General features: G+C 46.2%; 19 protein-coding genes. 1 reads left to right on the top strand and 18 read right to left on the bottom strand.

Translation table 11 applies throughout. The features are described 5' to 3' along the window. Positions 1-136 precede the first annotated feature (136 nt). Positions 137-2,146, top strand: a complete 2,010-nt coding sequence (locus tag QD47_RS11865) for an LTA synthase family protein (RefSeq protein WP_044646320.1) — start codon at positions 137-139, stop codon at positions 2,144-2,146. Positions 2,147-2,299: 153 nt separating this feature from the next. Here the strand turns inward: QD47_RS11865 and QD47_RS11860 are convergent, their stop codons facing one another. From QD47_RS11860 to QD47_RS32145, 18 genes are all read right to left on the bottom strand, one after another. Then, on the bottom strand, positions 2,300-2,569 hold the full coding sequence (locus tag QD47_RS11860; RefSeq protein ID WP_044646319.1) for a hypothetical protein: 270 nt from the start codon (positions 2,567-2,569) through the stop codon (positions 2,300-2,302). 93 nt (positions 2,570-2,662) lie between these two features. Beyond that, positions 2,663-2,884 carry a YuzB family protein gene (locus tag QD47_RS11855; protein WP_014280826.1) on the bottom strand — a complete coding sequence of 74 codons (222 nt, stop codon included), beginning with the start codon at positions 2,882-2,884 and terminating at the stop codon, positions 2,663-2,665. A 23-nt stretch (positions 2,885-2,907) separates the two neighbouring features. Then, a complete protein-coding gene (locus QD47_RS11850; protein ID WP_014280825.1) occupies positions 2,908-3,210 on the bottom strand; it encodes a heme biosynthesis protein HemY in 303 nt (100 codons plus the stop codon). Positions 3,211-3,392: 182 nt separating this feature from the next. Then, on the bottom strand, positions 3,393-3,659 hold the full coding sequence (locus QD47_RS11845; RefSeq protein WP_044646318.1) for a hypothetical protein: 267 nt from the start codon (positions 3,657-3,659) through the stop codon (positions 3,393-3,395). A gap of 133 nt (positions 3,660-3,792) precedes the next feature. Further along, positions 3,793-5,049 (bottom strand): M14 family metallopeptidase, encoded by a 1,257-nt coding sequence (locus QD47_RS11840; protein ID WP_044646317.1) that lies wholly within the window; start codon positions 5,047-5,049, stop codon positions 3,793-3,795. Positions 5,050-5,165: 116 nt separating this feature from the next. Then, on the bottom strand, positions 5,166-5,975 hold the full coding sequence (gene racE / locus QD47_RS11835) for a glutamate racemase (RefSeq protein WP_044646372.1): 810 nt from the start codon (positions 5,973-5,975) through the stop codon (positions 5,166-5,168). Between the two features lie 208 nt (positions 5,976-6,183). Beyond that, complete coding sequence (locus tag QD47_RS11830) at positions 6,184-6,507, bottom strand: YtxH domain-containing protein (protein WP_044646316.1); 324 nt, start codon at positions 6,505-6,507, stop codon at positions 6,184-6,186. A gap of 97 nt (positions 6,508-6,604) precedes the next feature. Next, the gene (locus tag QD47_RS11825; RefSeq protein WP_044646315.1) at positions 6,605-7,252 is read right to left on the bottom strand and encodes a helix-turn-helix transcriptional regulator; all 648 of its coding nucleotides are present in this window, start codon (positions 7,250-7,252) and stop codon (positions 6,605-6,607) included. 8 nt (positions 7,253-7,260) lie between these two features. Beyond that, positions 7,261-7,701 carry a DUF86 domain-containing protein gene (locus QD47_RS11820; protein WP_044646314.1) on the bottom strand — a complete coding sequence of 147 codons (441 nt, stop codon included), beginning with the start codon at positions 7,699-7,701 and terminating at the stop codon, positions 7,261-7,263. 24 nt (positions 7,702-7,725) lie between these two features. Continuing rightward, positions 7,726-8,013: a Dabb family protein gene (locus QD47_RS11815; RefSeq protein ID WP_013309679.1), complete on the bottom strand. Its 288-nt coding sequence runs from the start codon at positions 8,011-8,013 to the stop codon at positions 7,726-7,728. 82 nt (positions 8,014-8,095) lie between these two features. After that, positions 8,096-8,521 carry a phage holin family protein gene (locus QD47_RS11810; protein ID WP_014280817.1) on the bottom strand — a complete coding sequence of 142 codons (426 nt, stop codon included), beginning with the start codon at positions 8,519-8,521 and terminating at the stop codon, positions 8,096-8,098. A gap of 208 nt (positions 8,522-8,729) precedes the next feature. After that, positions 8,730-9,866 carry a polysaccharide deacetylase gene (locus QD47_RS11805; RefSeq protein ID WP_044646313.1) on the bottom strand — a complete coding sequence of 379 codons (1,137 nt, stop codon included), beginning with the start codon at positions 9,864-9,866 and terminating at the stop codon, positions 8,730-8,732. Positions 9,867-10,196: 330 nt separating this feature from the next. Next, the gene (locus tag QD47_RS11800; protein ID WP_152643797.1) at positions 10,197-10,481 is read right to left on the bottom strand and encodes a hypothetical protein; all 285 of its coding nucleotides are present in this window, start codon (positions 10,479-10,481) and stop codon (positions 10,197-10,199) included. A 32-nt stretch (positions 10,482-10,513) separates the two neighbouring features. Then, positions 10,514-11,683 carry an RHS repeat domain-containing protein gene (locus QD47_RS11795; RefSeq protein WP_044646311.1) on the bottom strand — a complete coding sequence of 390 codons (1,170 nt, stop codon included), beginning with the start codon at positions 11,681-11,683 and terminating at the stop codon, positions 10,514-10,516. Then, positions 11,644-11,781 carry a hypothetical protein gene (locus tag QD47_RS33150; RefSeq protein ID WP_235332252.1) on the bottom strand — a complete coding sequence of 46 codons (138 nt, stop codon included), beginning with the start codon at positions 11,779-11,781 and terminating at the stop codon, positions 11,644-11,646. Before QD47_RS33150 ends, QD47_RS11795 begins: the two co-directional genes overlap by 40 nt. Before the next feature lie 222 nt (positions 11,782-12,003). Then, complete coding sequence (locus QD47_RS11790) at positions 12,004-12,657, bottom strand: hypothetical protein (RefSeq protein WP_044646310.1); 654 nt, start codon at positions 12,655-12,657, stop codon at positions 12,004-12,006. Between the two features lie 81 nt (positions 12,658-12,738). Beyond that, positions 12,739-17,700, bottom strand: a complete 4,962-nt coding sequence (locus QD47_RS11785) for an RHS repeat-associated core domain-containing protein (RefSeq protein WP_161797175.1) — start codon at positions 17,698-17,700, stop codon at positions 12,739-12,741. A gap of 14 nt (positions 17,701-17,714) precedes the next feature. Beyond that, the coding region (locus tag QD47_RS32145) for a hypothetical protein (RefSeq protein ID WP_044646309.1) at positions 17,715-20,883 on the bottom strand (3,169 nt) is incomplete at its 5' end.

The following is a 20,883-nucleotide window of genomic DNA, read 5'->3' as shown; positions in this document are numbered from 1 at the left end:
GAAAATGCTGTATTTTCTTTACTTAATCATTGAAATGCGCGGGATGAGCGCTATAATAATTAAAGGCGATTTCGGTTTTAACATTACGTTAATATTTAGTTTATACTAGCCGAACATTTCTGCCGAAGGGGGTAAAGTGTTGGTTATTCGCACGGCCGGTGCAAATCGCACTGGAAACATGTTCAGCAGAATGCTGCTGTCCCGATATTTCGGGTTTGGTCTGTTTTTTGTACTTATGATTGGCAAGCTCGTTCTGATCCACCATAACCTGCATGCCCAAAATATTGACATGAATATGCTGGATTATGTCATCGCTATCGGTTCGCTCTTGCTTGTGAGTTTTTGGACCTTATGGCTGTCAAGGCGCGGACGCTTGGTCGCTCTTGTAGTGCTCAATATTTTGCTTACCGCTCTCATTTATTCTGACATGGTTTATTATCGGTATTTTCAGGATTTCATTACGATCCCCGTCTTGCTTCAAGCTGGACAAGTTGATTCCTTGGGTGGAAGTATCGCATCTCTGATGTACTGGTGGGATCTTTTCTTTTTTGCAGACTGGATTCTGTTCATTCCGTATGTGATGTTCGTAGCTTCCTTACGGCGTCGGTATGTAACGAGTGATCCTTACTTCAAAACGTCCCGCCGCTCATTCACCAAAAGCTTTCTGCTTCGCTTCTCCAAAGGCGCGCTGGCCTTCCTGATCGGCTACATTTTTACCTTTGGACCGATTAAATATTATACGTCGACGTGGGCAACCGGCATTTTCGTCGGTAATTGGTGGTCGATGGCCCTGTACAATGTAACCGGGCTGATCGGATTTCACGGGTATGACATTTACCGCTATGGACAGGACCATCTGGGATCCCAGCCTACGCTGGCTCAGGCAGAGTCCGATAAGGATAAGGAATGGTTTAATCAGCATCAAAAGCTGCTTCAGGTGAAAAATGACCTTTCAGGCAAGTATAAAGGCAAAAATGTGATGGTCATTCAAGCCGAAGCGTATATGAACTTTTTCATCGGCAAAAAAATCAACGGTCAGGCCATTACGCCTAACTTTGACAAGCTGACGAAGGAAAGCATGTATTTTAACAATTATTATCACCAGACTGCGCAGGGCCGTACTTCGGACGCGGATTTCTCTACACATGCTTCTCTGCATCCGCTCCCTACAGGCTCGGTATTCATCCGTTATGCGGACCATAAATTCGATACGTTGCCTTCTATTCTAAAAGATACTGGCTACAGCCCTAATGCATTTCACGTATACGACAGCAGCTTCTGGAATCGCTATACAATGTATAAGGCAATGAACTATGACAAGTTCTACAGTAAAAAGGATTTTGAGATTGATGAGCCACTGGGCTGGTCACTGGGAGACAAATCCTTCTTCCGTCAAACGCTCAATGATCTCACCACTGAAGTCAAACAGCCGTTCTACGCTTATATGGTCGGAATTTCGAGCCACCACCCGTACAATCTGCCACCAGACGCCGTGGATTTGGACGTTGGTGAGTTTGAAGGGACCATGTTCGGAGACTATCTGAAATCCGTCCATTATGTGGACGAAGCACTAGGCGAGCTGGTCGATCAGATGAAGAAAGACGGATTGTGGGATAATACGATCCTCATGTTCTACGGGGATCACGACAATTCTATTAAAGATAAGGCACTGTATGAGAAATTTCTGGGTAAACCACTCACAGATCTCGACATGCAAAAAATCATGAACCAGGTGCCACTGCTAGTACATCTTCCCGATGGAAGCCGCGCGGGAACTTACACTGAACCGGCAGGACAGCTTGATCTGACACCTTCGGTGATGCATTTACTTGGCATTTCAACGAAACCATATCACTTTATGGGTAATGATCTGTTCAGCGAAAAGCCTCGTATGGTCGTGCTGCGCAGTGGCGCTTTCACTGATGGTCGTGTGTACTACATTCCATCTGAGGATGGCACGTTCTCCAAAGGAACTTGTTACAACCTCACCACAGGCCAGCCTACGGATGTGAATGCCTGCGGACCGGGGTATACCGAAGCTCTCAATCGGTTGAACATTTCCGATCAGGTGATCACATATGATCTCATTCGCCAATGGGAACCGCAAACCCAAGAAGTGACTACGACTCCTTCGACATCCAATTAAATTTTCTGAGGAAAGTTGCTTACACAGCACTCTTCCCAGATTCCCGGAAAGATAATACCAACAAGAAAAGCCCGATCAAGCAGCAATATGCTGATGATCGGGCTTTTGGTATTCTTGAGCTAGTAAACCGCGCTCATTTACATTTACCAATGCTTATGGGCGCAATGCTTTTTTGGCTTGCTCCAGCCGTTGTGTCTCTTCACCAAGCATTTCCTCGGCAACCTCTACCGCATCGTCGCCAAGGCTGTCCTTCGCCTGCTCTAAAGCATGCTCCGCATGAGTACGGGACTGCTCCGCCTGCTCAATCAGTTGCTCAGCCGGATGTGACAGTGCCTGAGAAACGGCATGGTGAAGCTTGTCCACCGAGTTTTGCGTTTGGGCCTCGACACTGTGATTGTCGAGATTGGAATCATATTGGGCCATGAGTCACTCCTCCTTCTGGGCAGTGGTCTGCATCCATTAGCATGGATCAGAAGAAGGGGAACTATACAAAGCTGTGAATGCTACGTACTGGAATTATTTTATAAAACGCGCAGCCTTCTCCAATACTTCATCCTCTGTAGCTGCACTTATATAACGTCCGTTCACATATACAAACGCCCGCTTTCCACAAGGACCGCAATACGATTTGCAACCGATTTTGATCTCCGCATCCGGTGCCATCTTTTGCAGCTTGGGCAGGATCGTTTTCAAGCGAATATGATTGCATTCATCACATACGCGAATATCATTGGCCATCTGTCATCCCTCCGTGCTCCGGCTTAGTGGTCGCCGTGATTACCTTGGGAAGGGTTAGTAATGACAAAGCCTTCTTCGGGGAAGTACAAGTAATCAATTTTTACACCATCCAGCAACGGCTGGCCGTTTTCCAAAATAACATCAATGCCTTTATCTGTAGATACGACGGTATCTGTTTCTTTAGGCGTGTCCAAATCCAGCCCGTAATGAGCATGGTCTCCATGGGAATGAGTAATGACAACGCGCAGGCTCTTCCCTTGGTTTTCTTCTTTATCCAATTCAAGCTTTAATACTTTAGCTGCGTTGCGAGTAATTTTGCAATTCATCAACTTCATCTCCTTCATATTAATCAAATGAAGTGTGTCCATCGGAGTATGAATATCCGTGCCACACAATTTAACAGGTAAATTCAACAACTACAAAATAGCCTCTATACTAGAAAGGCAATATTCCTATTGTAAAGAAAATCGCGAAAAATCGCAATCACGAAATTCATAAGCTTTTATTCCTACCGGACACGTACGTGCTGCTTCTCAAGCACATCGGGATATTTACGTTCAGCGCGGGTCACAAACCAGTTCATCAGCAGCAGCGTCACCCCAATGTCGTCAATGGGCATAAATGGCATGACATCTGGCAACACCCAATAGAGCAATACAGGGACGGCAAACAGCAACTTTTCACCCAATGGAATCTTCGACGAAGTAATAAACCGGGGCATGCGACGAAAAACATGTGACCATTGACGGAGAGACAGTAATCTTTTCCACTTCATAGGTTGTTCACTCCATTTCCAATGCTCCTAAGTATATATACCCCATTGAAGGGACATGTAAGAGGAACACTTGTAAAAACATGTGCTCCTCCTAATACGTGCTGATAAACCATGGAGTTTCAGGCTAACCCTTTTACCATGAAAGCACCGTTGCCATTAACATGCCCACCTCTGCCGCAATATCGTCATAATCACGCATAGGCAACGGATTTACACCCAGCCCGACTTCAACGGTAAAACCCGGTTTTCCAAATCGCTGTATAAACCAATCCTTATATCCCGCATCGCTGCCCCCCAGCTTTACCGCCCGGTATCCTGTTGCAGCCGCCAGCCGTGATGCCCAATCCCGACTCTCCTTTGGCTCCAAATCCCGGTAATTCCAATAGATTTCCTGTCCCTGACTGTGTATGGACAACACCATATCAAACTGTTCCCGCTCCGTCAGATCGACAAGCGCTTTAGCCTCCGGCTCAGACAAAGGCGCAGGACCCGCATAATCCCTTCTGGACGGGCTTGTTTTACCGCGTCTGCGTACCTCTTCCTCCCAATACGCCGGAAACTGATCGTTAAGATCCACACCGCGAATGTTAGCCTTCCATCCACGATAATCAGCACGGCCTTCGTTCCACTTTCTTAAGTCATGGTACAGGGGATGAGACGGAAGGGCACCTTGTTGAACCAGTTCCACCCCATCTGGATTGACCATGGGCACTACCCATAAAGAAGTACGGTATAGCCAGGTTTGTGGAGAAACTCCATATATCCATAGAGGAGCCTCGCCTGGATCCTCTCGCTCATCATGATGCTCCCCCCCTTTATTTCCATTCGTACTGTCGACTCCTTGCGCATATCGCTCTACAAAACGCAGCAAACATGGTGTCGTCAGCCATTCATTGGCATGTACGGAGGCGTTGGCGTGAATTTTCAGCGGTCCCCGTCCAATGCGTACATAGGGGATATCCTTTCCCATGACACTGGTGCCGATGCTGCCCACTTCAATAAACGGATACCCTTTAGCCAGAGCCACAAGATCTTCTCTCAAGTCCTCGTACCCATACTCTCCACGCAAGCGTACAATCTGATTCTGATGGTTTTCAGGTATAATAATGGTTTTTCCTTCCACAAAATCATGCTCCGCAAGTTCAGGATTGGCCTGCCGCAGCTCATCAAGCTCCATACCAAACTGCTTGGCAATCTGTCTGGCATGCTCAGCGGCCTGAATAACGTATTTACGATCCATTGACGGACGAATGTACAGCACTTGACCACAAATCAGATAGGGTTGCGCGGCAGTCCACGGATTGTCTGCCATCAATGTATCTGCCGATAATTTAAAAGCCGAGGCGACTCGGTGCAAAGTATCTCCTTTTTGTACGATATATTCCCTCATCTTCTACGCCCCTTCCATCTGTCTTACTGCATGTTATGCAGACGCGGCGTGTCTTGATGTAACGAATACCAAAACAGCCGATTCTTTTGTCCAATGCAAAAAAATCGGCTGTCTCATCAATCCAGATTGGTGACCTGCCAAACAACAGGAGTTTGACGAATTTGCTCCCCAAGCCACTGTGCGGCAATGCTCTGGAACATTTCCGGATCACCGGAACAAAAAAGCTGATGCACAGGGGTTTCATCCCCGGCCTCTAACTTGCCCTTGTTATACAAAATCGTACTCGTCTCACGAGCCGTTTCGTCTGCTGAACTAATCAGCTTCACGTTAGGGCCCATCACTTCCTGAATCGTTTCCTTCAAAAAAGGATAATGCGTACAACCGAGAATCAAACAATCAATCGGGTACGCTTGAATCGGCTTCAACGACTCCTCTACGACCTCTGATGTCGTGTCTGAGCGGAACAGTCCCTGTTCCACCAAAGGAACGAGAGCAGGGCAGGCATGGCTCAACACGTCTACATAGGGGGATAGTTGCTTCAGCGCAGCCGTATAGGCTCCGCTTCGAATCGTACCGACAGTCCCAATCACCCCGACATGCCCGGTGGCTGTTGCGCTGATTGCAGCACGTGCCCCAGGGTGGATGACTCCGATCACCGGAATGGATACCTTTTGGCTAATATAATCCAATGCCGCGGCTGTTGCCGTGTTGCAGGCAATAATAATGACTTTCGGATCAAATTGAATCAGAAAATCAACCATTTGCTCTGTAAATTTCTTAACCTCTTCCGATGGCCGGGGTCCGTACGGGGTGCGCGCAGTGTCTCCAAAATAAATGATTTTTTCCCGTGGAAGCTGACGCATGACTTCTTTAACTACCGTCAAACCTCCTACACCGGAATCCAATATTGCAATCGCTTGCTGCACGTACACACCGCTTCCTTTTTTGTTCAAGTATGAGTCGTTCCCTCTCGGGAAGCTATCCGTTGCTACATACCTTATGTTGTATTCGAGTAAAAGGTACCCCCAAATATTACTCGAAAAAGGGAAAGCCATCAACAAAGAGGCTTCATCCCAACAGGAGAAGCCTCAAAGCGAATCCATATTCAGTTATATTATATACATTTAGAGCTGATTACAGAGAATCCTTTTTCGTATCTTCTTGAACAGGAGCAGATGAAATGCTGACTTCGGGAAGAACTTCACTTTTTTTACGAAATTGTCCGATTTCATGAATGACCGCTGAGGCCGTATCCTTAATTTTATCGGTATACTCAATAGAGACGTCTGTAATTTTCCCCGCCAGTTCCTGCCCTCTATCACTGACAAGACGGGCCTGATCCTTTATGTCCTGACGCAGATCACGACCTGACTTGGGGGCAAACAGCAGCGCAGCGAGCGAACCGGCAATGCTACCTGCTACCGCACCACGGATAAAGCTTTTGTGGTATTCTTTCATCATCATCTCTCCCTTGTGCCCGGGCGAATGCCCATCTGTTAATGCATTATAAGCACGGAGAGCTTGTCATGACACAGCGAACAAGCCATGAAAGTACCTACATTTTTCGGGACCGGATACGGTACAGGCAGCAACGTCCTCCATCCGCCAAGCAATCCTCACGAACAACCTCGGCATCAAGCAGCTCCTCGAACATTTGCTGCTCACATTCACAAGCCTTGCGGTAACGGCCTGCAATTTGAGAAATCGGACAATTGTATTCCACAATAGAGTAGCTCCCGTCCTCTTCTTCCCGCCACTCCGCCATATAACCGGAGGCGTTCTGAATACCGGAAAGCTTTTCCACACGTGAAGCCAGCGTGGTCTCGCGCTCTATCTGAGGGGCGTAACGCTTCATCATTTTGCGTTTTCTGCCGTCAAACAGAGAGTAAACAGCTTCCATTCCCCGCTCTTCATCCAGTTCCTCCAGCAGCTCCAGCAACAAATGATCATAATTTCGGGGGAACTGCTCACTTCCCTGCTCACTTAGACTGTACAAAAACGTCGGACGTCCCATCGCCTGCCGCACTACTGTAGCGACGATGAGACCATCCTGCTCCATCAATTTGAGATGCCTGCGCACCCCCATTTCAGTAATGCCCAATTGAGCTGCCAAGCTTCCGACGCCCACAGGTCCCTGGGTTTTCAATAGTGTCATAATCATGCGCCTGGTGGGCATTTCGGGTACGATATGCTTATCCGTCACTTTAGCCTTTACACTCCCTCGGGCTGCTGACCCAATTCCTTATTTAAGTAGTCATGCACACTGGATGCAAAACGCTCCAATAGCTCGGGCAGCACAGGTGTAAGCGGATGAAGGCTCGTCCGGTCCCAATGGAAATACTCCTGCACCAAGGGTTTCCGCAAGACTACCAGCTCCATCAGAGGATTAAACACGGTATCCTCCAGTACGCCCTCTTCATGAATGATACCAATAATATCCTCATAGCTGCTGGCATCACGCATAATAAATCCGTCAATGATATAGCTTCCTACGTCCGTCACCGTTTCAATCGCCAGATGAAGGCAGCGCTCCTGCACCAGCCCCTGCAACAAATCTCCGTTCCAACCGGCCGATATGCGGCGGAGTCCTGCAACAATGTCGGTAACGGCCCCTAGTCGAAGCTCAATTTGCTCCCGGTTGACATAATACAAGGTCCTGCACCTCCCGTAACCGCTTCAAATTTCATAATCAACTGCGATCGATACATCCTTCACTTCATTCATGTGTACAATGATCTCCTGATGCACAGGGTGTACCTGATATGTTTGCAAGTCCTCCAGTGTTTCGACTACAGCCGTAAGGGAAATATCATAAGATCGTTCCGAACGAATCACATCCGTGCCTACTTCAAGTGACAGAAGTTCTTTGATTTTACCGTTCATGCTGCGCAAAATGGATGCCGTATGCTCAATGCTTTCAGGGGAGCGGTCTTTCAATTTGAACAAAACAATATGTTTAATCATACGTATAGGCTCCTTATCTTTTAAAATGTTCTCTTCAAAATTTTATCATAACGCCCCACATACGGAAAGAAGCTTTATAATTCTAGCGATCTTTTCCACCATCTTTCCCACCAGACTCCTTGTCCTTCAGCAAAGCAAAAAAATTCTTGAGCTTTGGTGGAAGCGGCAAGCCCATGCGTGAGCAGTTTTCTGTAATCGAGATTAATTCGTTGGATAAATAAAAATATGTCGCCGCCCCTTTCATGATTTCGGTGCCCATCAGGAGATCCATATGATGTGCCAAAGAAATCACCATCAGCATCAAAGCCTTTCTCGTCAATCCCCAAAAACCGGCTTTGCTGCTCAAGCCTTGTCCAGTCTTAATCGCTGCGGCAACTCCTGTCACATAATCAACAGCCATCGCAACTGTGAACAGCACCATCAACTGATTCCAGCCACCAAATGCAAATGTAATAATGGCACCTGTGGTAGCACAAAACATACTAAACATAGCCGGGTTAATATTCATACCTGTTCCTCCTCTCGGGGCGGTTACTGCAATATATGCAGCGACGTGGCAACCCGTAAAGTCATATGACCTGAACAGGGATATGTAATTCATAGATTCATATAAAACAAGCTGTAAACCTCAGGATTTTCTGTGCAAATATGAAAAAAACAGACCCCCTCTTCAAAAAATAAAGTAGGGTAGTCTGTTTTTCTGACAAGCTATTCAATTAACGATGATCATTCCAAAAATTAAGTGGAGTCAAATTGCCATTTAACGGCTCGAACGAATAGCCTTCTTTCTGCAAAGCTGCCATGATCTGTGGAAGAACCTTGATCGTAGATGGCTTATCATGCATAAGAACGACAGGTGTTCTGCCTTGTTTTTTCAATCTTTTAATATCACGCAGAACGCTCTGTTCAAAATGCTCTGGATTTTTAGTATAACGCCAATCGTTGGAATCTACATTCCAATCCCAAATATGATAGCCTGCACCCGTCAGCTGATCACGGAATGCTTTATTCAAATAAGGTTTGCTGCCATAAGGAGTACGAATTAAAGAAGTGCGTTGCCCTGTTGCCTGGAATAAAATCTCATTATCCTGATTCATTTCTGCAAGCGCCGCTGCCGGAGAAGCATAGATTTTCTTTACCTGGTGTGTCATCCCATGCAAGCCCAAACCATGACCCGCCTCTACCATTCTCTTCATAACTGCACTATGTTGACGAATTTCCGGTCCCAACATGAAGAAAGTCGCCTTGGCATTATATTTATCCAAGATATCCAACAGCTGTGAAGTATGGGCTGTAGGACCGTCATCGAAGCTCAAATAAATCGTACGGCTTGATGGGGAAGCGTTCCCCTTAGTTCCTGTATTGCCAGATTTTCCTGGCTTCACAGCAACATACTGTTTAATTTCTGCGGCAAATTTGTTCAAAAATTGTGCATCAGACAAGCTTGCATTCGCATTCTGAATCCGGTATACATTGCTTGAAGGTATCGTGATGGTAAAACCGAAGGCATCCGCCAATGTGCGAATTGGCACCATCGTACGTCCTCCGCGCTCAAAAACATCACCCTTGGTCACATCCAGCGTAAAGCTGCGATTATGTCCCGTCAACTGCAATGTACGACCACTGACCGAAGTGGAAATCCCCATTTTTTGACCTAATGTAACGATAGGTACATACAATTTGTCATTTTCCATCACTGGCCGAACCGTATTAGAGTCCAGTAATACATCATTGACCCCCAGCAAAGGAGCCTTCGCTTGCGCACTTGCCGTATTCGTATGTATGCCCAACAGACCCAAACAACAGATTGCTATCAAACATACAGCCATCCATTTTACTTTCAAAAACTTCATTACTTACACCATCCTGTGCTGTATTTTATATTGTGCGGGAGCTATCTCTAGCTTGTCTATGAAGTTATACAGACATGACGGTATAGACATGGCAATATAGACATTCACTAAACATATAGAACATAAACGCATCTCAACTTATTGAATCGGAACGCCTTTCCGTTCCCCCCTATATATATTAATAGATTACCAGAGTATAGTATGTAAATATAGTGAAACAATTCGACAACAATCTCGCAATCTCCCCGACCATCGAGATTACAAAGTTGTGAATAAATTGGCTGAGTTAAAATGCAAGCTATTAATAAATTCTTTTAGTTGAACTAGAGCTTATGAAACAAGCCTTTCATGAATTTTATACTCAGTATCGTTTGTCTTCTTAACATCAACCAACATCTTATTCATTTTGTCCATATCAAACACGCCTTTTCTATCACCCGATAGAAAATAAAGTTTCATCCAGTAAGCGTCATCCTCTGCAAAAGCTTCAACGAACTTCCTAATATTCTCTTTAGTTAGGCTTCTTACAATTATATCAGGTGCAGACGGTGGTATATAATCAAGCCCTTCTTTATCCATATACCAATAATAATTTTTTGGCGTAGAAACATCCATTGTATTTATATCGTCTACAATCAAGAAATTGGCTACAGTGCGGATGCCTGAATAGTTCCTGCTTTAAACTCATTCCAGCAAGTCCCCATCCCTACTCTTTCACAATGAATAATCGTCTTCTGGTTGGTATAAAATATCCCTCCTTTAGTCGTAGGCATAAATTCATGCCCATTAGAGTCTACATAACCGAGAGGATTATTGGCTACATACGCATACCAGTTCAAGCTTTGCGGATCGCTAATATTCCCCTGATACGTATCCTCGCCCATAAAACGGGCTGCGCCCGGATCATACCAGCGGGCTCTCAGATACTGAAGCCCTGTCGTGTCGTCCCAATACTCGCCAGCATAGCGCAGCACATTCGGTACGGTCTCTTTCACCGTCTTCGGGCCGCCCCAAATGTCGTAGCTGTAGCTGTTCAGCTCCTTGCCCAAGCTATCACTCAGGCCCACTACATCACCGTGGCCATTCAACTGATAATATTGCAGCTGTCCACTGGCTTTGTCTTGTCTCGCCCACAGTTGACCGGACAAGTCATACACGTAAGCGTACGTGATCTTCGCCGCTCCACCTTCGACCTCAGCTTCCGCCATCAGCTTCGCTTCTTCGTCGTAGTAATACCGGGTCGTTTTGCCACCCTCCGTACGCTCGTACAGCAGCCCGTCTCCGTTATAGCTGTATCCGACCTCTTTGCCTTCACCGCTCACATGGGTCAGACGACTGACGGAATCATAGCCATAACTGGCGTTAGTCATACCGAACACCTTGCCGCTGCCTTCCGCGCTTCGGTTTCCATTCGGATCGTAGCCGTAGGTCTTGTTCTTCTCTCCTGCGGCTTCGCTGGCTATTCGGTTGGACGGGTCGTATCCAAATGAATCCGTGATTCCGTTTTGTGTACGTCCAATGATGTTTTTATTCCCATCGCGTTCATACCCAAATTGGTGCAATGCCGTACCGCCTTGCTCTACCGTAACCCCGGACAAGTCCAGTCCGTTATAGCTGAATCGCGTACTCAACCCTCGGCTGGAAGACTGACCTTTCAGCAGCCCATTTGGTGCATACTCAAACGTCATGCTATCCAATGATCCGCCCGCAGCAGCCGTCGCTCCTGCCACACTCTGTACGCCCGCTGTCCCGGCTCCACTGCTAACGTCCATTTGATTCACTTGGCCCAAGCTGTCCAGCTTCGATTGAACGTGCATAGACGTACCAGCAGCATCGCCAGCACATAACCCGTACGAGACTGCTTGTTGTACTCATAGTGTATTTGCATTCCATCTGGGTACTTCAGCCCGGCCAACGACCCATCTGCTGGATCATACTCATAAGAGGTCGTTCCGCTGGTTCTGCGTCCCGCACGTCATAGGTATAGTTGGTTTTAAAATCTGGTCCCATTGCTTCGGTAATTAGCCCACCATAATATTTATTTACAATAGCATGAAGTAAGCGCAATTAAGGACTAATAATTAAAAAAGACCACAACACGAAACTATATCGCATTGTGGTAAAATATTCAAAAATCCTATTTCAATATTTGCGCAGTCCCCGCCTCTACATCAATTAGAAAAACTCTGGGATCCATACCATACCTCCCATTATTATGTTCGTCCAGTGTAGACAACTCGTATTGATTCGGTACATTTGTCGGTTTTAAAATACCCCAAGCCCAGTCCTCGCTACCTCCACCTGAATAGCCCTCATTTTCCTTTCTAATTGAAATAGCAATATTTTTTTCTTCTCCTGTTGAAATATTTTTCAAGTGCAATTGTTCCCTACTATTCCTCTGGAAAGGATTAATTAAATCAATGCGATATTCATATTTTTGATCTGAAGTTAAGCGTACTGGATCACTATCAACATTATCATACAGCCATCCTCGAGTGGGAGTTCCATCTACTAAATAATAAGAAAAAAACAGTAAAGATGCCATCAATATTGCTGACACCACATATTTTATTCCACTAAATGGTGCCCATCCCTGCCAGATATACGTTAACGATATTAATACAATTATAACTGACGGAACTCCAAATAAAACCAATGCAGCTGTCCCCAAGATATCATGTCCACGTTGAAAGCCCCCTGTTGAGCCTAGAATAAACCATATGAAAGCCGCTATATTTATAAGAATAGGTATCATCCATATGATTTTGAACCAGATAGGCATTTTACTCATTTACTCCCTCCTGTCTATGTTTGATTTTTTACTTTTCAATTTATATCATATCTAAATAGCGCTTACCGTTTAATGTGTTGCTCAGTTTTTCATTGAATTTTTATACCTTGCTTCAGAAAAATTATGTTGTAACAAAAGTGGCTTTACGTATTTATCCAATGTATTAGGATTATTATGCATTACAGAATGGGCTTCAATTCGATGTGTAGAAAAATATGAAGATAATTTAACTTTAACATTTTCAGCGCCACTGAATGTACGCATCGCTTGCCCCAAAGTCCAAATACTCCCTCCAAGTTCTTTTTGTACTAAATCATAATCGTTATATACATTGATATGTTGTCCTACATCCGTTTTCAGCTTATACCCTCGTACTGGTGTCGCAATGGTGATAAGAGTATCAACGTGCACCCCACGTTTAGCCAAAATATTAGTTGCCATTATGGATACATTACCTCCATGGCTATGCCCCATAATCCGTATAGGTTCTTTTGGATGAGCTTTGTGATAATTATAAATTTCATTCGCTACAATTTCTGCCCCCTTAACGCGGGCTCCATTGTTATTCTTACCGCTCCATCGCGGAGTATCAATCGGTTCATGAAAAAGTTCCTTTTCAATGTAATTTTTACTATTATTCCATGTATTTGGATAAGCAAAAGTACCGTGAACTAGCCAAACTTTATGCCCACTTGGGTCAACATAAATCAACGGATTATTGGCTACATACGCATACCAGTTCAAGCTTTGCGGATCGCTAATATTCCCCTGATACGTATCCTCGCCCATAAAACGGGCTGTGCCCGGATCATACCAGCGGGCCCGCAAATACTGGAGTCCGGTCGTGTCGTCCCAATACTCGCCAGCATAGCGCAGCACATTCGGTACGGTCTCTTTCACCGTCTTCGGGCCGCCCCAAATGTCATAGCTGTAGCTGTTCAACTCCTTGCCTGTGCTGTCACTTAGGCCCACCACATCCCCGTGGCCATTCAGCTGATAATATTGCAGCTGTCCACTGGCCTTGTCTTGTCTCGCCCACAGTTGACCGGACAAGTCATACACATAAGCGTACGTGATCTTCGGCGTTCCACCTTCGACCTCAGCCTCCGCCATCAGCTTCGCTTCTTCATCGTAGTAATACCGGGTTGTTTTGCCACCCTCCGTACGCTCGTACAGCAGCCCGTCTCCGTTATAGCTATAACTAACCTCTTTGCCTTCACCGCTCACATTTGTCAAACGACTGACGGAATCATAGCCATAACTGGCGTTTGTCATACCGAACACTTTGCCGCTGCCTTCCGCGCTTCGGTTTCCATTCGGATCGTAGCCGTAGGTCTTGTTCTTCTCACCTGCGGCTTCGCTGGCTATTCGGTTTGACGGGTCGTATCCAAATTGATCCGTGGTTCCGTTTTGTGTACGTCCGATGATGTTTTTATTCCCATCCCGTTCATAACCAAATTGGTGCAGCGCCGTACCGCCTTGCTCTACTGTAACCCCGGACAAATCCAGTCCGTTATAGCTGAATCGCGTACTCAGCCCTCGGCTTGAGGACTGACCTTTCAGCAGCCCATTCGGTGCATACTCAAATGTCATCCGATCCAGTGATCCACCCACAGCAGCACTCGCTCCTGCCAGACTCTGTACGCCCGCTGTCCCTGCTCCACTGCTAACGTCCATTTGAGTCACTTGGCCCAGGCTATCCAGCTTGGACTGGACATGCATAGACGTTCCGGAAGCATCGGTCAGCACATAACCTGTACGAGACTGCTTGTTGTATTCATAGCTGATTTGCGTGCCGTCCGGGTACTTCAGCCCGGTCAACGATCCATCTGTTGGATCATAGGCATAGGAGGTTGTTCCCTGCCCATCTGTCATGCTGGTTCGGCGTCCCACAAGGTCATAGGTATAATTTGTTTTAAAATCCGGTCCTGCCGCTTCCGTAACCAGCCCGTCCGTATTATATTCAAAGGTGATCGCTTGCGATTTTCCTGTCATCATACGAGTGATGTTTCCATCCGTATCGTAAATATTTAGGGTCGTTCCTCCACTGGATTTCTCAAGCAACATGCGTCTGCCCAGCTCATCATACGAATACACATTCTTTTGCCCATCAGGATACTGAACGGTCTTCAAATTTCCGGCCAGATCATACATATAGCTAACCTGCTGTCCGGATGGATCTGTGACCGAAGTCATTTGTCCCAGAGCATCATAATCATAGGTCATACGTTGGCCGTTACCGTCCGTCCGGCTAGTGACCATACCCGCATGATTGTAAGCTAAAGATTCCAGCGGCTGAAAGGATCCATTTGCAGCTTCTTGTGTGGAAGTCACACGACCTAAAGCATCCGATACTTCACGTACACGGTAGCCAGAGGCATCCGTCTGAGTCACGGTACGTTCCACCGCATGATACGCCACGGTATCTGTTGTTCCATCCGCATAGGTCGTCTTCACAGGCCGTCCAAAAGCATCGTAGGCGTAGCGAGTGGTGGCTTGTTCCGCATCCGTGCTTTCTACCATATCTCCATGATCATCATAACCATATCCGTAAATCGCATCCCCCACCTGCTGCTGGAGCATTTGTCCGAATGGATTATACATTCTTTCAGCGCTCACGCCATCCGGTCCGGTGACGGTGACATCGTTCGTATCATCCTTATACACCACAACGGTTTGAGTTCCATCCGGATAAGTAACCTTCGTTACACGCCCCAATGCGTCATACACATAGGACTCCGTTTTGCGCTTGGCATCGGTTTGGGACTTGATTTCTCCGGTCGGATAGTAATCATACGTATACTCAACACCTTTAGGCAAAAGCTGCCTTGTTGGGAGCTGAGAACCATAGGAAGATTTATAATCTATAGAAACATCCGTATAGTTTCTGTCGTCAATGAGAACCTTCTTGCCGCTTACATTCCCTTTTGCATTGTAAAAAGTATAGCTGTGGGATAAAAGCTTCCCTTGCTCTGTACCTTCATAGTTTTTTAGTTCATACAATGTGCCCTCTGCTTTATAGGTTCGAACTGTCGTTCCGGTTTTTCCTTCACTGATTTGGCTAACCGTCTGAACAGGTTGTACCCAGAAAAAAGGCTCATTAGAGGCTTTATACGTATGAACCGTCTCCGATCCCGTACTTTGGGATATTTTCAAAGGAAGACCATATTCATTGTAGTCATAGGAGGTCGTTACAGGCTCGGATGAAGAACCCCCCTCCGTATAGGACTCCCGCATTTGCACAGGTAAATTCCAGTCCATGGCATCCTTATACGTATAGTCTACATGATACCCGGTGGATTCTCCCTCTTGATCATAGCTGTTTAGAACAAGCTTGTCCGGTGCGTTATCTCCTCTAAAAACTTTACCGAAATGGGTGGTTTCCGCTGTACGTGTCCCTTTGGCAACCACCGTCCACTCAGCGTTTTTGCCATAGCTGGCTAGATCTTCTCCCGAATAGGTGAAATCGGTTTGATTTAAAAAACGGTTACCTGCCGTTGTACTGTACACATCTGCGCGTGAAATCACTTTAAACACGCCTTGTGTACCGTATACGCCTATTTGCTTGTTATAGGCTTCATAACGAATGTCTGTCATGGACGAAGTAGGTCGTACAATTCGTGTGAGCAGCGCGGTTGCATTTGGCTGTAAGGCTCCCGTTTTCCCTTCACCATCTGCTACCAGATTAAACGGAGCATCCATGAAGGTATACGTATAGCTTGTGCTTCGAGAAAGAGAATCCAGCACTTCCGTTAGCACTTTGTTGCTTCCCTCGCCACTTTGACGATAGGTGTACTGATGGTCTGTGCCCTGCTCTTTAACAACAAGCTGTCCGGCATTGTAAGTGAAGTCAAGCTCTCTGCCATCATTATTTCGAATCGAACGAATGAGCTTAGCTCCACCAGAACTTGTATAGTCAAACTCCACCCGATTCTTATACGCATCCTGAATTAAAATCAAATAACCGTCCTGATCGAGATAATAGTCGTTTCCATTCAGCTCAGATATTTTGTATTCACTTCGTATTCCCTGCACGCTTGCGCTTTGATCTGTACTGATCTTCAGATCTTTGTATGCATATCCTTCAAGCTTCAAATCATTTTTCAGTTCATAGGAGCCTGTTCCCGGCATGTACAAATACCGTTTACCGTCCTGTTTCTGCATATGAGGAAGATCCCATTTCCAGCCTCGTCCCAGACCAGAAGCTGCTTCCTCCTCGCGGATGGCACTTGTGTTTGTGTACACCCCTTCATTTTGCTGCACACCAATCTGGTTATTGGCCAATGAATTGTTATACACACGAGTCAGTGCAAAGGGCAATGACCCCGGCAGCACGAAGTCCGTATTTTGAACGATAAGCTGACCAGAAGCGGTTGATACACTGTTGTCACCGTAATCCAGCCCATAACGCGAAGCATCATCACTTAACCTGCTTTGTGCAAGCGCCGCCTGATCCAAAGGAGCATACACATCTGTTGCAGCAGATACCTGTAGCAAGCTTTGCTTAAGTAAAGCCTGCCCGATCAGGCCGTTTTCTTCTGGAATCGGTGCATACACGGAATCATGTACGCTGGGTACGGATGGTATACCTGCCTTAGTCGTCTCAGGAACCAGCGATGGTTCCTCATCCTGATCCAGCGGTTTGGGATTCACCACTTCATCCTGAACGGGCGTTTCACCCGCCTTGAGTTCAGCCGATTCCTTGGGCGGTTCCGTCTTCGCTTTTGTGCTCAATTCAAGCCCATTTTGCTGTACCCACAAGGCAGGACTTTGTTCCGGTAATGAGTTTTCCCCGCCATCTTTTTGCCATGCTTTATAAATATCATATAAAGTATAGCCCTTGGATAACTGTGCATTGACCCAAGCCTGATCCTTGCCGGTTTGCTGTGCAAGCCACGCTCTGGTAATAATCTGTGGAGTGGAAGACGAAGAAGCCTGAGAAGCCGCAGCCTCTCCTTTCCCTTCTTCTCCATATGCCCATGTACTCCATGGACCCAGCAACATTGCCACACATAATAGACTACAAATATAACGTTTAAACACATGCTCACCCCTATTTAATTTGTAAAAGGAAATACCTTTTTCAGCCGCATACTGACGTTTCCGTTTAAATCATAATGCAGCTCGATTTGATCTCCGGTGGAAAAAATAACTTTATTCAGTCGGTTCCCTTTGCCGTATTCATATGAAGTATCCTTGCCAAGCGCCATATGTGCTGCCTTAATTACGGTTTGCAATGCGCCGCTATTGGCTTCTGTCAGCTTTACATAAACGGTTTGTCCTGCCTTCATCTCATACTCTAAAACAGTGAAATTCCAACCATATATTTGCGCTTGCTCTGTTGAGGAGACAAGCTGATTAGAAAAATCAGGGTCGGTAAACAAGGTTACAATAGGCTGCTGCGCAGCTTCGTTGGATTTTTCCCACACCGCAAAACGGTACATTCCGTCTTCTTTGGGCGTAAACCGATATTTCCCTTGCTGACCTGCCGTAAAGTCAGCTTCTTTTTCTATGAGTTCAATGAGCTCGTCCAGCTTGCTGTCATCGTTATTTTTCATAGCAAACAAACGATAAGGCGCTCCAAAGTTAACAGCAGGAGTAGCTGCTGCTACAGCAAGATGAATGTTTGCTTTACCTGGCACTTGCTGTAGATTATCTGTCGCCTCTTTATGTTCATGAATCACTTTTCCAGCCTGATCCGTAACGGTATACTGATACGTTCCACCAGCCGTCTTTGCATTCGTCAAGACAGGGGCTGCCTCGCTTCCGCGATTGATCCATACTTCCTGCTTTCCGCCGGACAAAGACGTTTTTAATAACGCCGGTTCTGTGCTTGGCTCCGCTTTAATTTCATTGTTGAAATAAAAGGTCACAGCTTGCGGTGAAGTGACGGTCACAACGAGCGTACCTCCAGCTCCAAGTGAGACTTTGGGTAAAGAAGCATCCATTCCTGCTCCATCCACCTTGGAATTCACACCGCTACCTGCTCCATATTCGAGATAGTCATAAAGGCGACTTTCGTTTGAAGCATCTGTGGTCAACGAGGAAGCCTGTGAGCCAGTATTATTGAATACATAGCTTTCTCCCTGCTTGACGGTAATCTGATTGCCTGTCGGTACCTCGGCAGCCTCAACATCGAATATCCCCCATATGGCTCCAAAAGTCACAGGTATTTCCGATACCGTCGTAACGATGGCATAGCCGCCAGCCTGAACTAGTGGCAACTGAGTCGTATCAATCGCTTGACTGTATATCGTCCCATCTTCCAGATAGTTAGTGTAACTCCATTTCATCCCGGTGGAAGAAAGTACGTCCAAAGCCTTGGCATTCGGACTTCTGTTGATAAATTTCCGGCTTTCTCCCTGCTTTAACGTAATCCGATAAAATGCCATTTGCGCGCTGAGTAAAGCCTTTACCTTAGTGCTATGGCTAAAGGTGATAGGCCGATCCGAAACATTCGTTACAATACCAACACCATTCTCGATAATTTCCGGGTCAGCCAAGGTATTAAAATGATCGGCTGCGAGTAGCCTAAGTCCCTTGTAGCTGGCAAAATCAAATCTAGAGCTTCCACTGCTTTTGTTACGACGCAGCGTTTGCGATGTATTGTCATGATTCTCAAAAATATAGGAATCCCACGGCTGCAAAGTCGTTTCCTGAAGTGGGTCACCATCATCTCCTTGACCATGGAAGCTCCGATAAATACCGCCGAATGTAATCGGCGTGTCACCTGTTACCGTAAGAAGAGCTGTCTTTCCAGCACCAACCTGAGGGGCTGTACTTGTATCACTGCGCCTGGATTGCTCTGTACCATCCGCTTTATACAGGACCGCATCAAATTTACCTTTAACGGTTTTGGCGGTGCTGTGCAGATTCCTATAACGATCGCTAATATTCGTATAAGCATAACTTTCACCCTTCGACAGTGTTACGCGTAAAAATGCAGGTTCACTGCTCGGTTCCCAGGAAAAATCGTCCGTATAGTCAAAGATAATGGGACTCGGGCCAATCACGGTCACAATGGCATATCCCGAAGCCGGGATCAAAGGGCCTGCTTGACTGTTAAAACCATAAGTATATACCGTTCCATCCGGCTTATAGATAACATAATCGAACAAATTTCCAGCCTTTCTGGAGTTATTGTAGATCGGATTCAGCAGCGTGCCGTTATTATGGAAAATGTAACTCTTGCCTGCCTCAAACTCGACGCGGCTGATCGCATATCCGCCTACAGGACGGGCCATAAAGTTACGATAAGGAGCGCCGTATGTAACCGGATTGGCAGTGACCTGAGTAATGACCGCGTATCTGTCCACACCAATCTGCGGCTTCCCCGAAGTGCCACTACCGCGTGAAGACTCCGTTCCATTTGCCAGGTAAACAACGTAGTCAAGCTTATCCTTGGTTGTCCCATCGCTCTCAATCGTGTCCAGTCTGGTTCCCACATTGATAAACTGGTAGCTTTCTCCTTGATTTAAGGTAACCCGTGCATAAGCCGGCTCTCCGGTGTTTTCTATACTGTATTTTCCATACGGAAATCCGAAGCTAACCGCGTTTGCAGTGGAGCCTGTAATAATCAGCTCTTCGTCATCCGCAAAAGTAGGGTGAGCAATACTATTAAGACCGGATGCGACTAAAGTTCCATCTTCCTTATATTTTGCATAGTCAAAAAGGCGATTGTCCGCGCTCGAAGCATTATGCAAAATGGTACGGCTGCCCGCCCCCTCATTTACAATGCGATAACTCTCGTCCTTAAAGACAGTAATGCGCTCCAGTGCCGGATTCTCGGAGGTGCTGTAGGTAAATTGGGGCTTAACCGATATGACCAGAGGCCCTGATCCTGTAGCCGTTATAAAAGAAGAACCTCCTCCTGGAACCACAGTTGAAGCAGAAGTGTGATCCAGATAGGCTACATTTATAGATCCATCTGCTTTATAAGTGACCAGGTCATAAGTAATATCATTTTTTGCTGATGCATTACTGATTACTGCTCTGCCAGCAGTATCTATATTCTCAAATTCATAGGTCTCTCCGGGATTAATGACGAGCGTCGTGTTATCCACCGCCGCCAAGCTCATCATTAATGCGTTATAGACGCTGTTTGTCGCAGAAGCAGACGGGGTGAAAGAAACGGTTCCATCAGAAAGCTCAAGTTTCTCCTGTGCTGCATCCGCTTGATTTTGTTCTACTCTGTCCCTCGTGTCTTGTTCCTCCGCTCCTACCACA

The sequence above is a fragment of the Paenibacillus terrae genome, assembly GCF_000943545.1.
GTDB lineage: Bacteria > Bacillota > Bacilli > Paenibacillales > Paenibacillaceae > Paenibacillus > Paenibacillus terrae_A.
This window is presented reverse-complemented; position numbering and strand designations above follow the sequence as displayed.

What these genes read in the sequence shown, in the direction of transcription:
- QD47_RS11860 (WP_044646319.1), bottom strand. Translation starts at nt 2,569, where the DNA reads ATGGCCCAATATGATTCCAATCTCGACAATCACAGTGTCGAGGCCCAA.
- QD47_RS11855 (WP_014280826.1), bottom strand. Translation starts at nt 2,884, where the DNA reads ATGGCCAATGATATTCGCGTATGTGATGAATGCAATCATATTCGCTTG.
- QD47_RS11850 (WP_014280825.1), bottom strand. Translation starts at nt 3,210, where the DNA reads ATGAATTGCAAAATTACTCGCAACGCAGCTAAAGTATTAAAGCTTGAA.
- QD47_RS11845 (WP_044646318.1), bottom strand. Translation starts at nt 3,659, where the DNA reads ATGAAGTGGAAAAGATTACTGTCTCTCCGTCAATGGTCACATGTTTTT.
- QD47_RS11840 (WP_044646317.1), bottom strand. Translation starts at nt 5,049, where the DNA reads ATGAGGGAATATATCGTACAAAAAGGAGATACTTTGCACCGAGTCGCC.
- QD47_RS11830 (WP_044646316.1), bottom strand. Translation starts at nt 6,507, where the DNA reads ATGAAAGAATACCACAAAAGCTTTATCCGTGGTGCGGTAGCAGGTAGC.
- QD47_RS11815 (WP_013309679.1), bottom strand. Translation starts at nt 8,013, where the DNA reads ATGATTAAACATATTGTTTTGTTCAAATTGAAAGACCGCTCCCCTGAA.
- QD47_RS11810 (WP_014280817.1), bottom strand. Translation starts at nt 8,521, where the DNA reads ATGAATATTAACCCGGCTATGTTTAGTATGTTTTGTGCTACCACAGGT.
- QD47_RS11805 (WP_044646313.1), bottom strand. Translation starts at nt 9,866, where the DNA reads ATGAAGTTTTTGAAAGTAAAATGGATGGCTGTATGTTTGATAGCAATC.
- QD47_RS11800 (WP_152643797.1), bottom strand. Translation starts at nt 10,481, where the DNA reads ATGGATGTTTCTACGCCAAAAAATTATTATTGGTATATGGATAAAGAA.
- QD47_RS11795 (WP_044646311.1), bottom strand. Translation starts at nt 11,683, where the DNA reads ATGCACGTTCAATCGAAGCTGGACAGCTTGGGCCAAGTGAATCAAATG.
- QD47_RS11790 (WP_044646310.1), bottom strand. Translation starts at nt 12,657, where the DNA reads ATGAGTAAAATGCCTATCTGGTTCAAAATCATATGGATGATACCTATT.